At 63.1% G+C, this 13,901-nt stretch carries 12 protein-coding genes; 7 read left to right on the top strand and 5 right to left on the bottom strand.

What is annotated here, in order from left to right; genetic code table 11:
• Positions 1-98 precede the first annotated feature (98 nt).
• The 4 genes from AC1D08_RS30185 to tpiA form a co-directional block, all read right to left on the bottom strand.
• The gene (locus AC1D08_RS30185) at positions 99-1,736 is read right to left on the bottom strand and encodes a CTP synthase (protein WP_111546553.1); all 1,638 of its coding nucleotides are present in this window, start codon (positions 1,734-1,736) and stop codon (positions 99-101) included.
• A 240-nt stretch (positions 1,737-1,976) separates the two neighbouring features.
• Positions 1,977-3,095, bottom strand: coding sequence for a L,D-transpeptidase (locus tag AC1D08_RS30180; RefSeq protein WP_095081393.1), 1,119 nt, complete (start codon positions 3,093-3,095; stop codon positions 1,977-1,979).
• 211 nt (positions 3,096-3,306) lie between these two features.
• Positions 3,307-3,783: a preprotein translocase subunit SecG gene (secG, locus tag AC1D08_RS30175; RefSeq protein ID WP_457152008.1), complete on the bottom strand. Its 477-nt coding sequence runs from the start codon at positions 3,781-3,783 to the stop codon at positions 3,307-3,309.
• Between the two features lie 148 nt (positions 3,784-3,931).
• Positions 3,932-4,699, bottom strand: a complete 768-nt coding sequence (tpiA, locus tag AC1D08_RS30170; RefSeq protein ID WP_457152009.1) for a triose-phosphate isomerase — start codon at positions 4,697-4,699, stop codon at positions 3,932-3,934.
• 143 nt (positions 4,700-4,842) lie between these two features.
• Here tpiA and AC1D08_RS30165 point away from each other — a divergent pair, with 143 nt between their 5' ends.
• Genes AC1D08_RS30165 through AC1D08_RS30145 form a run of 5 tightly spaced genes read left to right on the top strand, consistent with a single transcriptional unit; the run spans position 4,843 to position 10,248 of the window.
• A complete protein-coding gene (locus tag AC1D08_RS30165) occupies positions 4,843-6,735 on the top strand; it encodes a SurA N-terminal domain-containing protein (protein ID WP_477424726.1) in 1,893 nt (630 codons plus the stop codon).
• Entirely contained in the window at positions 6,732-7,742 is a 1,011-nt protein-coding gene (gene trpD / locus AC1D08_RS30160; RefSeq protein WP_457152011.1) for an anthranilate phosphoribosyltransferase, read from the top strand. Before AC1D08_RS30165 ends, trpD begins: the two co-directional genes overlap by 4 nt.
• 3 nt (positions 7,743-7,745) lie before the next feature.
• Complete coding sequence (trpC, locus tag AC1D08_RS30155; RefSeq protein ID WP_457152012.1) at positions 7,746-8,558, top strand: indole-3-glycerol phosphate synthase TrpC; 813 nt, start codon at positions 7,746-7,748, stop codon at positions 8,556-8,558.
• A 2-nt stretch (positions 8,559-8,560) separates the two neighbouring features.
• A complete protein-coding gene (moaC, locus tag AC1D08_RS30150) occupies positions 8,561-9,043 on the top strand; it encodes a cyclic pyranopterin monophosphate synthase MoaC (RefSeq protein ID WP_457152013.1) in 483 nt (160 codons plus the stop codon).
• Positions 9,043-10,248, top strand: coding sequence for a molybdopterin molybdotransferase MoeA (locus tag AC1D08_RS30145; RefSeq protein ID WP_457152014.1), 1,206 nt, complete (start codon positions 9,043-9,045; stop codon positions 10,246-10,248). The genes moaC and AC1D08_RS30145 overlap by 1 nt, the downstream gene beginning before the upstream one ends.
• Before the next feature lie 48 nt (positions 10,249-10,296).
• Here the strand turns inward: AC1D08_RS30145 and AC1D08_RS30140 are convergent, their stop codons facing one another.
• A complete protein-coding gene (locus AC1D08_RS30140) occupies positions 10,297-11,127 on the bottom strand; it encodes an alpha/beta hydrolase (RefSeq protein ID WP_457152015.1) in 831 nt (276 codons plus the stop codon).
• Positions 11,128-11,438: 311 nt separating this feature from the next.
• On the opposite strand from AC1D08_RS30140, the gene AC1D08_RS30135 reads away from it, so the two are divergent.
• Together AC1D08_RS30135 and kynA are read left to right on the top strand one after the other, a co-directional pair.
• Positions 11,439-13,064, top strand: a complete 1,626-nt coding sequence (locus AC1D08_RS30135) for an AMP-binding protein (protein WP_477424724.1) — start codon at positions 11,439-11,441, stop codon at positions 13,062-13,064.
• Positions 13,061-13,897 carry a tryptophan 2,3-dioxygenase gene (gene kynA, locus AC1D08_RS30130; RefSeq protein ID WP_477424722.1) on the top strand — a complete coding sequence of 279 codons (837 nt, stop codon included), beginning with the start codon at positions 13,061-13,063 and terminating at the stop codon, positions 13,895-13,897. The genes AC1D08_RS30135 and kynA overlap by 4 nt, the downstream gene beginning before the upstream one ends.
• Positions 13,898-13,901 lie beyond the last annotated feature (4 nt).

Genomic DNA, 13,901 nt, shown 5'->3' with positions numbered 1-13,901 from the left:
AAATCTGAATCCGCCTCTAAATCAAAGAGATAGGGCATGATGTCGTCCGAAAACCGCTTCACACTTTTCGGCATCATGCTCTAGCCAGCCAGTAATCGTTACACCAGCCGGCTCTGTTCCACTGCCGCCTCGATGAAGCTGGCGAACAGCGGATGCGGGTCGAGCGGCCGGCTTTTCAGTTCCGGATGATACTGAACGCCGATGAACCAGGGATGGTCGGGGTATTCGACCGTCTCCGGCAACACGCCATCGGGCGACATGCCGGCAAACACCAGGCCGCAATCCTCGAGCCGCTCCTTGTAATCCACATTGACCTCGTAGCGGTGGCGATGGCGCTCGGAAATCTGCGTATCGCCATAGATCTCGGCGATCTTGGAGCCCTTGGCGAGATCGGCCTGATAGGCGCCGAGCCGCATCGTGCCGCCGAGATCACCGGTTTCCCGGCGCTTTTCCAGCATGTTGCCTTTCAGCCATTCGGTCATCAACCCGACCACCGGTTCGTCGGTTGGGCCGAATTCGGTCGATGAGGCATGCTCGACACCGGCCAGCGACCGCGCGGCCTCGATACAAGCCATCTGCATGCCGAAACAGATGCCGAAATACGGCACCTTGCGTTCACGCGCGAACTTCGCCGCCAGGATCTTGCCTTCGGAGCCACGCTCGCCAAAGCCGCCGGGAACCAGGATGCCGTGCACCTTTTCCAGCCAGGGCGTCGGATCTTCCTTTTCGAAGATCTCCGATTCGATCCAGTCGAGCTTGACCTTGACGTGGTTGGCCAGGCCGCCATGCGAAAGCGCCTCGATCAACGATTTGTAGGCATCCTTGAGGCCGGTGTATTTGCCGACCACGGCGATGGTGACCTCGCCTTCCGGATTGTGGATGCGGTTGGATACTGCCTGCCAGGGCTCCATGCGCGGCTTCGGCGCCGGATCGATGCCGAACGCGGCCAGCACTTCCGAATCAAGCCCTTCCTTGTGATAGGCCATCGGCACATCGTAGATATGCGGCACGTCGAGCGCCTGGATCACAGCACTTTCGCGCACATTGCAGAACAGCGACAGTTTTCTGCGTTCTTCCTTCGGAATGGCGCGGTCGGCGCGAACCAGCAGAATGTCGGGCGCGATGCCGATGCCGCGCAGTTCCTTGACCGAATGCTGGGTCGGTTTGGTTTTCAGCTCACCCGCCGTCGGAATGTAGGGCATCAGCGTCAGATGCACGTAGACGGCGTTGTTGCGCGGCAGGTCGTTGCCAAGCTGACGGATCGCCTCGAGGAACGGCATCGCCTCGATGTCGCCGACCGTGCCACCGATCTCGCACAGCACGAAATCATAGTCGTCATTGCCGTTGAGGACGAAATTCTTGATCTCGTCGGTAACGTGCGGAATGACCTGCACGGTGGCACCGAGATAGTCGCCGCGCCGTTCGCGCTCGATGATGTTCTTGTAGATGCGGCCGGTTGTGATGTTGTCCTGCTGGTTGGCCGAGCGGCCGGTGAAGCGCTCATAGTGGCCAAGATCGAGATCGGTCTCCGCACCGTCATCGGTGACGAAAACCTCGCCATGCTGGTACGGCGACATCGTGCCTGGATCGACATTGAGGTAGGGGTCGAGTTTTTTGATGCGTGCGCGATAGCCTCGCGCCTGCAAGAGAGCCCCAAGGGCCGCTGCGGCAATGCCTTTTCCAAGTGAGGAAACCACGCCGCCTGTGATGAATACATATCGCGCCATGGGAGTCATCGCTTAACGCGGCCGGATTGATTCCGCCAGAGAAAAAACCGCCGCGAAGGTTTTTTCCCAAGAAGGCGCGATACCCCTATGCATGTCGCCCAAAGCGCGAAGCAGTTTTTGGGACAACGACATGCACAAAACAAAGAACTAAAGCGCGTCGATTGAATCCGTTTCAACGCAACGCGCTTGGGGCAAGTCAAAACAAAAGGGCCGGCAAAGGCCGGCCCTTCGGCATGATGGATGCTGGCGTCAGATGATGACGACCTTGGTGCCTACCCTGACGCGGCTGTAAAGGTCCATGACGTGCTCGTTGATCATGCGGAAGCAGCCGTTGGAGGCGCTCGTTCCGATCGACTGCGGCGCGATGGTGCCGTGGATTCGCAGATGCGTGTCTTTCTTGCCGTCATAGAGATAGATGGCGCGGGCGCCCAGCGGGTTCTGGCCACCGCCGGGCATGCCGTCCTTGTACTGCCCATAGTGCTTCGGCTCGCGCTTCTGCATGTCCAGCGTCGGGATCCAGCGCGGCCATTCCTGCTTGTCGCCGACCGCGACCGTGCCCTTGAACTGCAAGCCTTCGCGGCCGACCGCAATGGCGTAGCGGCGAGCGGTGGAAGACGATTCGACGAGGTAGAGGCGGCGAGCGCTGGTGTCGATGACAATGGTGCCGGCGTCGTAGCCGGTGAATTCCACGTCCTGCGGCACAAACTCCGGCTTCACCTTGAACTGCTTCTTGGCTTCCTTCTTGGCGAGAGCCTGGTCCAGCGCACGTGTCTCGGGGAGATATGAGACCGAAGACGAAGAGCTGCCGCCGAAGAGGCCGGCGAACAGGCCGCCGCTCGACTGCTTCTTGCCGATGACTTCGCTGCGCAGCTCGCCATTGTTTCCGGTCAAAGCGACGTTCATCGCTTCGGCGGGGAGTGGCTCAGCCGACTGGATCGGTTCGATCGGCGCAATCGGCTCGATGATGTTGACGGTCTTCTTGGCAGGCTTGGCGTCGGCCACTTCGGTTGCCGAAGCGGTCTTGCCCCTCTTGGCGAGGAACGCTTGCCGTTCCGCCTCGGCCTTGGCCTTGGCCGCTTCGCGCATCGCCAGCTTCCTGGCTTCCAGCGCCTTGGCCTTGGCCGCTTCCTTGTCGGCAACGATCTTGGCCTCGATCTTCTTGATCTGGGCGAGATCGTCCGGTGTCGGGCTTTTCTTCTTCTTGAGAAGCTTCAATTGCGCCGCATCACTCTTGACGGCGACGTTGATGGCACTGGTTGTTTCAGCCGATTGATTTGCGGCCATATTGGCCGGCATGCCGGCGAAAGCCGGGGAACTCATGCCGAGTACGGCGCAGAGTCCCATGAAAATGAAGCTGCGAAGCTGCATGGCGAAGATCCGATCGTTCTATGCTTGTTGCCCACGGCGTCACTCAGCGCCCCCCAAGGGCGCCGGAAATGCCGCGCGCAATCTATAGTCGAATAAGCGCGGACGCCTCAAGGGTAACGCCACATTGCAAGCACTCGATTCTTCGTGATCGTGCTGCATTTGCCGCGACTGTGTTCAAACGACAACAGATCGCGGCTTCAGGCGCTGGAGACTACTGGTTCGGGACCTGCGGGGTCGCCGGTGCAGCGGGCGTGGTGCCGTTGGTCGCGGGCTGAGTCGAGCCGGCGGCGGGCGCCATGGCCGGGGCAGTCGCCGGAGGCGTTGCCGCGGCATCGTTGCCGGACGGCGGCTTCGGCGCGGTGTTGCCGGCGGGCGCCGGAGTGGTCGTGCCGGGCAATTGGTTGAGCACACCCTTGCCGGCGCCGTCAGATGTCGCGGGCACGCGGTCGAGGATGTCGATCGGCTTCTCGCCGTAGCGGGCGACGATCGACAGTGTCAGCGACGTGGCGAAGAAGGCGGCGGCCAGGATCGCCGTCGCACGCGTCAGCGCGTTGGCCGCACCGCGCGCGGTCATGAAGCCGGACCCGCCGCCGATGCCAAGACCGCCGCCTTCGGAGCGCTGCAGCAGCACCACGCCGACAAGGGCGAGCACGACCATGAGATGGATGACGATCAGTACGGTTTCCATAGTTTATCCTGGCAAGGCCTTGCCCGGTCGCGGACCGACCGGTGAATTGGAGGCGGCTCAATACAATGCTTTGATGGCATTTCCAAGCCCGTGGCCGGAATATGGGAAGCAACGCTCCCTTTGCAACGATTTCCGGCGCTGTCCACCCCTAGGCGATGCTGCGATAAGCCTCGGCGATGGCAAGGAAGTCCGCCGCTTTCAGGCTGGCGCCACCGACCAGCGCGCCGTCGACATTCCTGACGCCGAGCAGTTCGACCGCGTTGGAAGGCTTGACCGAGCCGCCATAGAGAATGCGCATCTTGGCCGCGACGCTGTCGAGTTTTTCCGACAGCTTTTCGCGGATATGTGCATGTGCTTCGGCCACGTCGGCGGCGGTCGGCGTCAGGCCGGTGCCGATCGCCCACACTGGCTCATAGGCAATGATGGTGTTGGACGGGGTGGCGCTTGGCGGTACCGAGCCGGCGACCTGCCGCGACAGCACATCGAGCGTGGCGCCCGCTTCACGCTGCTGCTGCGTTTCGCCAATGCAAATGATGGCCACAAGCCCGGCGCGCCAGGCGGCTGAAGCCTTGGCCTGGACCGTCGCGTCATCCTCACCGCGTTGCTCGCGGCACTCGGAATGGCCGACGATGACATGGCTCGCGCCGGCATCCTTCAGCATTTCCGCCGAGATGCAGCCGGTGTAGGCGCCGCTTTCCTTGGTGTGGCAATCCTCGCCGCCGGCGTGGACCGGCGTGCGTGACAGAATCTCGGCTGCGTGGGCAAGCAGGGTTGCGGGAACGCAAACCAGCGCTTCGGTCTCCGCATCGAGCCCACTCATGAAACCGTTGCCGATCATCCTGAGCTCGTTGAGCGAGGCAGTGGTGCCGTTCATTTTCCAGTTGCCGGCGACGAGCGGGCGAATTCCTGGCGTCATGGGTTGCTTCTCCGGGCGATATCAGGCTCTGGCCCTCACTACCAAAATCAGGCCACAAAGCAATCGACAGTGGACCGGAAGGGCGCTATTGCGCTTGTTTCAGACTCGGCGCATGCGAAAATGCGCATAAATCGGAAGTAACGATGCTTGGTGTATTGAGAAGCGCGGCGGGTACCTGGGTCGCGAAGGGTCTACTAGTGTTGCTGGTGCTCAGCTTTTTGGTCTGGGGCATTTCCGGACGGCTGATGGGCGGTTTCGCCGGCCACGATTCGGTTATTTTCGCCGGCGGCACCAAGGTGTCGATCAACGAATACCGTCTCGCCTATGACCGCCAGCTCTCCGTCATGTCGCAGCAATTCGGCCAGCGTCTCACCCACGAACAGGCAAAGGCGCTCGGTATCGACAACCAGGTACTGGCGCAGCTCGTCTCGGGAGCCGTTCTCGACGAACAGGCCCGCAAGCTGGGCCTCGGCCTCTCCAAGGACCGGCTGGCCGAGCTGACACGCGAAGATCCGGCCTTCAAGGGTCCTGGCGGCCAGTTCGACAGGCGAACCTTCGAATATATGTTGCAGCAGATTGGCATGCGGCCTGCCGATTATCTGAAGAACCGTGCCCAGGTGGCGGTGCGCCAGCAGATCGTCGAGGCGGTCTCGGATGGCCTCAAGGCGCCGGATACTTTCTTCAAGGCGGTCGCGCTCTATCGCGGCGAAGACCGCACCATCGACTATTTGACGCTGCCCAAGGCCTTGGTCGAGCCGATCGGGGCGCCGTCCGACAGCGTGCTCTCGGCCTATTTCGACGCCAACAAGAAGACGTACGCGGCACCAGAATACCGCAAATTCTCGTATGTCCGCCTCGAACCGGTCGACATCATGGATACGACCGCCGTCACCGACCAACAGGTCAGCGACGACTACAACAAGAACAAGGCGCGCTACACGACGCCGGAGCTGCGCACCATCGAGCAGCTTGTGTTCAAGACGCCTGACGCGGCCAAGGCCGCGCTGGATTCGCTCAAGGCCGGCGCCACCTTCGACAAGCTTGTCACGGCGGAAGGCAAGACCCCGGCCGATACGTTGCTCGGCACGCTGGCCAAGGACAAGATCGCCGACAAGGCGGTCGCCGACGCGGCCTTCGCACTCAATGCGAATGAAGTCAGCCCGGTCGTGCAGGGCGCCTTCGGTCCGGTGCTGCTGCGCGTCACCGAAATCAAGCCCCAGGTGGTGAAGCCGCTGACCGAAGTGTCCGACCAGATCCGCAAGGATCTGGCGCTGGGCGAGGCAAGTCGCATCCTTCTGGACGTGCGCGACAATTACGAAGACACCCGGGCCGCTGGCGGCTCGCTGGCCGACGCCGCCACCAAGTTGAAGCTGAAGATCGTCACCATCGACGCCATCGATCGCAGTGGCCTGAGACCTGACGCAAGCATCGTCAAGGACCTGCCGCAATCGCCGGAATTGATCAAGGCTGTCTTCGACGCTGAACCCAACACGGAAAACGACGCTTTGACCACGGCGGACAACGGTTTCGTTTTCTACGAAGTGGCTTCCATCACACCGGCTCGCGACCGCACACTGGACGAGGCTCGCCAGAAAGTCGTCGCCGACTGGACCGCCGCCGAAACAACCAAGCGCCTCACCGCCAAGGCAGGCGAACTCGAAAAGCGGCTCAAGGCCGGCGCAACGCTCGACGTTATCGCCGGCGAACTGAAGCTGGAAAAGCAGACCAAACGCGGCGTCAAGCGCGAGGCCGACGATGTCGACTTCGGCAAGGAGGGCGCCGCAGCGATGTTCGGCGTCGGCGAAGGCGGCACCGGGCTGATCCCCTCGCCCACCGGAGACGGACAGATCCTGTACAAGGTCGCCGAAGTGTTCGAGCCTGCCGGAGCTGACGCCAGCTCCGTGCCGGAAGACGCACAGAAATCCTTCACCTCCGGCATGTCGGACGATCTGCTCGACCAGTTGGTGGCGCAGTTGCAGACGCAATTCGACGTTCGCATCGACCAGGCCGCCGTCGCCCAAGCCTCGACAAGATGAGCGCGCTGAAAACCCATATCGCCAAGGTCGCGACCGGAAGCGCGCTTTCCTTCGAGGAAGCGCGCGAGGCTTTCGACATCATCATGTCGGGCGACGCAACGCCCGGCCAGATCGGTGGCTTCCTGATGGCGCTGCGCGTGCGCGGCGAGACAGTGAGCGAGATTTCCGGCGCCGTCGCCACCATGCGCGCCAAGATGCTGCGCGTCGAGGCGCCCGCCGGCGCCATCGATATCGTCGGCACCGGCGGTGACAATTCCCACAGCGTCAACATCTCGACGGGCTCGGCGTTTGTTATTGCCGGCAGCGGCGTGCCGGTTGCCAAGCACGGCAATCGCGGGCTGTCGTCGCTGACAGGGGCCGCCGACGTGCTGGTCGCGCTCGGGGTCAAGATCGATATCTCGCCCGAATTCATCGGCCGCTGCATCCATGAGGCGGGCGTCGGCTTCATGTTCGCGCCCGCACACCATCCGGCGATGAAGCATGTCGGCCCGACCCGCGTCGAACTCGGCACCCGCACCATCTTCAACCTGCTTGGGCCCCTCTCCAACCCGGCTGGCGTCAAGCGTCAGATGGTCGGTGTGTTCCTGCCGGAATGGATCCTGCCGGTGGCCGAGACGCTGAAAGCGCTGGGTGCCGAGCATGCCTGGGTTGCCCATGGCGATGGCTATGACGAGATCACCACCACCGGCGAGACCCATGTCGCCGAGCTGATCGGCGGTGAGATCCGCAGCTTCACGCTGACCCCCGAAGCTGTCGGGCTGGAGCGCCACACCAAGGATGAATTGCGCGGCGGCGACGCAGCCTACAACGCCGACGCATTGCGCGATATGCTGAGTGGCGCTGCCGGCGCCTATCGCGACACCGTGTTGATGAATGCCGGCGCCGGGCTTGTGGTTGCCGGCAAGGCGACGACACTTGGCGACGGCATCGCGCTCGCCGCGCAAGCCATCGACAGTGGCCGCGCGCTGCAGGTGCTTGACCGGCTGATCGAGATTTCGAACGGGTAGAGCGTGTCTGACATTCTTCGCAAGATCGAGGCCTACAAGCGCGACGAGATCGCGGCGGCAAAGGCACGCGTACCGCTGGCCGAGATCAAGGCGCGGGCTAAACATGCCGAGGCGCCGCGCGGCTTTCTTGCCGCGCTCGAGACCAAGCGCAAATCCGGCGCCTTCGCGCTGATCGCCGAGATCAAGAAGGCAAGCCCCTCCAAGGGCCTGATCCGCGCCGATTTTGACCCGCCGGCATTGGCGCAGGCCTATGCGAAAGGCGGCGCCGCCTGTCTTTCGGTGCTGACCGACGCGCCGTCATTCCAGGGCGCGCCTGAATTTCTCACCAGGGCGCGAGCCGCCGTCGCCCTGCCCGCTTTGCGCAAGGATTTTCTGTTCGACCCATACCAGGTCTACGAAGCCCGCGCCTGGGGCGCGGACGCCATCCTGATCATCATGGCCAGCGTCGACGATGCTTTGGCCCGCGACCTCGAATCGACGGCGTTAGAACTCGGCATGGATGCGCTGATCGAAGTGCACGACGAAGCCGAGACGCAGCGCGCGCTAAAACTGTCGTCGCGGCTGATCGGCATCAACAACCGCAATCTCAGGACATTCGAGACCAGTCTCGAAACCTCCGAGCGGCTGGCGTCGATGGTACCGGCCGACCGCCTGCTGGTCAGCGAAAGCGGCATTTTCTCGCATGACGATTGCCTCAGAATGCAAAAGAGCGGCATCGGCACCTTCCTTGTCGGCGAAAGCCTGATGCGGCAACAGGACGTCACCACGGCGACGCGCCTGCTTCTGACGGGCAAGGCGCCGGCCGAGGCCGTCTGACGATGGCGGCCGCCCTCACCCATCTCGGCGCGCAGGGCGAGGCCAACATGGTCGATGTCGGCGACAAGGCAGAGACGACGCGTACCGCAATCGCCGAGGGTTTTGTCGCGATGCAGCCCGAGACGCTGACCATGATTCTCGAAGGCAACGCCAAGAAGGGCGATGTGCTTGGCACTGCGCGTATCGCCGGCGTCATGGCGGCGAAGAAAGCGCATGAGCTGATCCCGCTCTGCCACCCGCTGCTCCTGACGAAGGTTTCCGTCGACATCGAGCCCGACCATGCTTTGCCGGGCCTGAAGGTCACCGCCCTGGCGCGTGTCACCGGCAAGACGGGCGTCGAGATGGAAGCGTTGACCGCCGCTTCGGTTGCCTGCCTCACCATCTACGACATGGCCAAAGCGGTGGACCGCGCCATGGTCATCTCCGGCATCCGATTGGTCGAAAAGACCGGCGGCAAGTCGGGCGACTACAAAGTGGACGCCTGATGGCGCTGGTTCCGGTCGCCGAGGCGCTCGAACGCTTGCTTGAGGGTGCAGCACCTTTGGCGGGCGAAAGCGTTCCGTTGTTCGAGGCTATTGATCGCGTGCTGGCCGAACCGGTCGCAGCGCTGCGCACACAGCCGCCATTCAACGCTTCCGCCATGGACGGCTACGCGGCGCGTGCCGTCGATGTGGCATCGGTGCCGTCGAGACTTTCCGTGATCGGCATGGCACCTGCCGGGCGCGGCTTTGACGGCACGGTCGGCAAGGCACAGGCTGTGCGTATCTTCACCGGTGCGCCGCTGCCCGAAGGCGCCGACACCATCGTCATCCAGGAGAATGTCCGCGACCTCGGTGGTGGTGACGTCGAAGTCATCGAACGGACGGCGGAGTGGCGCAACATCCGCCGCGTCGGCCTCGACTTCTCGAAAGGCGACGTCCTGCTGGAAAAAGGCCGCGTGCTCGATCCGGCGGCATTGTCGCTGGCGGCGTCGGCCAACCATCCACGGGTCAACGTGGTGAAACGGCCGCTGGTCGCCATCATCGCCACCGGCGACGAATTGTTGCCGCCCGGCAGCGAACTCGGGCAGGATCAGATCATCTCGTCCAATGCCTATGGTGTCGCCGCGGCGGCGCAGTCGGTCGGCGCTCGTGCGCTCGATCTCGGCATTGCCGCCGACCGCAAGGAGGCCATCGCCGCGCTGGTGCGGAAAGCGGTCGCGGCCGGCGCGGACGTCATCGTCACGCTGGGTGGCGCCTCGGTCGGCGACCATGACCTGATCCACGACGTGCTGACCGGCGAAGGCATGACGCTCGGCTTCTGGAAGATCGCCATGCGCCCCGGCAAGCCGCTGATGTTCGGCCGCCTCGGCGACATCAGATGCATCGGCCTGCCCGGCAATCCGGTGGCAAGCCTGGTCTGCTCGCAGTTGTTCCTGAAGCCACTGCTGGCGCGACTTGGCGGCCGCGAACACCGCCAGGACATTCGTCCGGCGCGACTGGGCGCTGCAATGCCGGCCAATGATTTGCGCCAGGACTATGTGCGGGCGGTGGTCCGGGACGATGACGGCGGGCCGGTGGCGACGCCGTTCGGCATACAGGATTCTTCGATGCTAAGAATGCTGGCTGATGCCAACGGGCTGATCGTGCGGGCACCGTTTGCCCCCGCAGCGGACGCTGGCGAAGCCTGCAGCGTGCTGATGTTACGCTGAAGATTCGCCAAGCAAGCCATTGACGACAAGCCGAAAATGGACTCGGCGCTATTCCGAGATCAAGGTCCGGGTCAGTGGATGGGCCGGATCGGCAAGGCCGTCGACGATGCTGTAATGGTGCCGGTCGGGCTCGACCACGGAAGAGGTCGTGGCATCGAGGCCGGTCCAGATATTGGCAAGCAAGGCGTTCTGGCGAAGGAACTCCGCGCGTTCACCACCACCGGCCCAACAGGTGATGCGGGCACCATCCATGGGACGCAACAGCGCCGGGCTTTCGGCCAGCGCCTCCTGCTCGTCGATTGCGAGTGTCGCGTTCATCTCGGTGCGCATGATCGGGCGCAGGTCGTGGAGGCCTGAAATCGAAACGACGTGGCGTATGCGCCGCGCCACATCGGCCGCCAGCGGCGTTGTCGCCGTCACCATGCGGCTGGCGAGATGTCCGCCGGCCGAATGGCCGGTCAACATCAGCGGCCCGTCGACCAGTCCTGCCGCCTTGCCGATCGCCTCGCCGATCTCCTGGACGATGCCGGCGATGCGGATTTCGGGGCAGAGCGTGTAGGAGGGCATCGCCACGGCAAAGCCGCTGCTGACGGCACCGTTGGCGAGATGCGACCAGAAACTCTTGTCGAACGCCATCCAGTAACCGCCATGGATGAACACCACCAATCCCTTGGGCGTGGCACTGGGTAGGAAAAGATCAAGGCGATTGCGCCGTCCGCCGCCATAGGTGATGTCGAGCCGTGCCCGGCCCTCTGACGAAAGCGCGTCACGAAACGCTTCCGCCGGCTCCACCCACGCGGTCGGCCAGCGGTCGCTGCCGGCGATGTTCGCGCTGTTGGCATAGGCATTGTCCCAATCGGCAATGCGATGTCTAGGCATCGGCATCCTCCCCCAAAACGGCATCGTTTCTGCGCTAGCAATGGCCACCGCCACGCCATGCGTCAATGCTCCATGGCAAAAACATTTTAGGCTTGAAACAAATTTCGACTGGTGCGATCCTGCCGTCACGAACAGCCGACTATGGGAGGTCCGCTGTGCTGCCAAAACCTGCAATGTCCACCCTTTCGGATGGCGTCGAGCAAGGTGCGACTGGCAGCACGAAAACCTCTTCAAAAGCAGGACCTTGAGATCCACCCCAACAAGCCAGGCGCCTCGCGCACTGGCCAGGCAGCAGACAGGATAGCGGCGACATGCTTGGGCCTTCAGCGCATATCGACACGTTCACGCGCGATCACCTGCCGCCGCCGGAGCAATGTCCGGACTTCCTGCTAGACGGTTTCGACTATCCCGAACATCTCAACGCCGGCGTCGAACTCACCGACAGGCTGGTCGAGAAGGGCCTGGGTGACCACACCGCGCTGATCGGCAATGGCCGCCGCCGCACCTACAAGGAACTGTCCGACTGGACGAACAGGCTGGCCCACGCGCTGGTCGAGAATTATGGTGTCAAGCCGGGCAACCGGGTGCTGATCCGCTCGGCCAACAACCCCGCCATGGTCGCCTGCTGGCTGGCCGCCACCAAGGTCGGCGCCGTGGTCGTCAACACCATGCCGATGCTGCGCGCCGGCGAGCTCGCCAAGATCGTCGACAAGGCGGAAATCACGATCGCGCTTTGCGACACCAGGCTGATGGACGAGATGACCGCTTGCGCCAAGGACAGCGCGTTCCTCAAGCAGGTCATCGGATTCGACGGCACCGCCAACCATGATGCCGAACTTGATCGGGCGGCTCTCGACAAGTCGGTCGTTTTCAGCGCCGTCAACACTGGCCGCGACGACGTCGCGCTGCTCGGCTTCACCTCGGGCACGACAGGCGTGCCGAAGGCAACGATGCATTTCCACCGCGACCTTCTGATCATCGCCGACGCCTATGCCCGCGAAATCCTACAGGTGACGCCGGATGACATCTTTGTCGGGTCGCCGCCGTTGGCTTTCACCTTTGGCCTCGGCGGCCTCGCCATTTTTCCCCTGCGCTTCGGTGCGGCGGCGACGCTGCTCGAACAGGCGACGCCGCCCAACATGATCCACATCATCGAGACCTACAAAGCAACTATCTCCTTCACAGCGCCGACCGCCTATCGCGCCATGCTGAAGGCCATGGATGAAGGTGCCGACCTGTCATCGCTGCGCGTCGCCGTTTCGGCTGGCGAGACCTTGCCCGCTCCGGTCTTCCAGGAGTGGACGCAAAAGACCGGCAAGCCGATCCTCGACGGCATCGGCGCCACCGAAATGCTGCACATCTTCATCTCCAACCGCTTCGATGACATGAAGCCGGCGTCTACCGGCAAGCCGGTGGGCGGCTACGAGGCACGCATTGTCGATGACGAGATGCGTGAGGTGCCGCGAGGCTCGACTGGCAGGCTTGCGGTGCGCGGGCCGACCGGCTGTCGCTACATGGCTGACGACAGGCAGAAGGAATATGTTCGCGACGGCTGGAATCTCACCGGCGACACCTTCACCCAGGACGAGGACGGCTTCTTCCATTTCGCCGCCCGCTCCGACGACATGATCGTCAGCGCCGGCTATAACATCGCCGGCCCCGAGGTCGAGGCAGCGCTGCTGGCGCACCCGGACGTCGCCGAATGCGCTGTGATCGGCGCTGAGGATGCCGAACGCGGCCAGATCGTCGAGGCGCATGTTGTGTTGGTGCAAGGTGTGGCACCTGACGCGATGACCATCAAGCGTCTGCAGGACCATGTCAAAGCGACGATCGCGCCCTACAAATATCCGCGATCTGTGAAGTTCATTGCTGCGTTGCCCAAGACGCAGACCGGCAAAATCCAGCGCTTCCGGCTGCGCACGGAGAAAATCAGTTGAGCGAGCCATACGATCCGGCCTCCGAAGGCGCACAGATGTCGTTCAAGGAGCGCATGTCCTACAGCGACTATCTGCACCTGGAGAAAGTCCTTGAGGCGCAGACGCCGCTGTCGTCGGCGCATGACGAGATGCTGTTCATCATCCAGCATCAGACCTCCGAGCTCTGGATGAAGCTTGCCCTGCACGAGATCGGTGCCGCGATCCGCTCGATCCGCGCCGACCGCCTCGAGCCGAGCTTCAAGATGCTGTCGCGCGTCGCCCGCATCTTCGAGCAGTTGAACAATGCCTGGGACGTGCTGCGGACGATGACACCCAGCGAATATACAGAGTTCCGCGACGCGCTCGGCCAATCCTCGGGTTTCCAGTCCTGGCAGTATCGCGCCATCGAGTTCATGGCCGGCAACCGCAACCTCGCCATGCTAGGCCCGCACAAGCACCGGCCGGACCTCAGCGGGAAGCTTGAGGCGATCCTGGCCGAACCGTCGCTCTACGACGAAGCGCTGCTGCTGCTCGCCCGCAACGGATTCGACATCGGTGCTGACGCCAACCGTACCGACTGGCGTGAGACGCGCACCGAGAATGAAGCGGTCCTGGTCGCCTGGCAGACAATCTACCGCGACCCACAGCGCTACTGGATGTTCTACGAGCTGGCTGAAAAACTGGTCGACTTCGAGGATTATTTCCGCCGCTGGCGCTTCAACCACGTAACCACGGTCGAACGCATCATCGGCCTGAAGCGCGGCACCGGTGGCACGTCGGGTGCGTCCTACCTGAAGAAGATGCTCGAGGTCGTCCTGTTTCCGGAACTCTGGACAGTTCGCACCCGGCTCTAGCTTC

The organism is Mesorhizobium sp. P2_E6, assembly GCF_056403835.1.
The sequence above is the reverse complement of the archived record's forward strand: the minus strand, read 5'-3'. Positions and strand labels throughout refer to the sequence as shown.

Excerpts from the sequence above, each read along its gene's own strand:
- AC1D08_RS30185 (WP_111546553.1), bottom strand. The coding sequence starts at position 1,736 with ATGACTCCCATGGCGCGATATGTATTCATCACAGGCGGCGTGGTTTCC.
- AC1D08_RS30180 (WP_095081393.1), bottom strand. The coding sequence starts at position 3,095 with ATGCAGCTTCGCAGCTTCATTTTCATGGGACTCTGCGCCGTACTCGGC.
- secG (WP_457152008.1), bottom strand. The coding sequence starts at position 3,783 with ATGGAAACCGTACTGATCGTCATCCATCTCATGGTCGTGCTCGCCCTT.
- tpiA (WP_457152009.1), bottom strand. The coding sequence starts at position 4,699 with ATGACGCCAGGAATTCGCCCGCTCGTCGCCGGCAACTGGAAAATGAAC.
- AC1D08_RS30165 (WP_477424726.1), top strand. The coding sequence starts at position 4,843 with ATGCTTGGTGTATTGAGAAGCGCGGCGGGTACCTGGGTCGCGAAGGGT.
- trpD (WP_457152011.1), top strand. The coding sequence starts at position 6,732 with ATGAGCGCGCTGAAAACCCATATCGCCAAGGTCGCGACCGGAAGCGCG.
- moaC (WP_457152013.1), top strand. The coding sequence starts at position 8,561 with ATGGCGGCCGCCCTCACCCATCTCGGCGCGCAGGGCGAGGCCAACATG.
- AC1D08_RS30145 (WP_457152014.1), top strand. The coding sequence starts at position 9,043 with ATGGCGCTGGTTCCGGTCGCCGAGGCGCTCGAACGCTTGCTTGAGGGT.
- AC1D08_RS30140 (WP_457152015.1), bottom strand. The coding sequence starts at position 11,127 with ATGCCTAGACATCGCATTGCCGATTGGGACAATGCCTATGCCAACAGC.
- AC1D08_RS30135 (WP_477424724.1), top strand. The coding sequence starts at position 11,439 with ATGCTTGGGCCTTCAGCGCATATCGACACGTTCACGCGCGATCACCTG.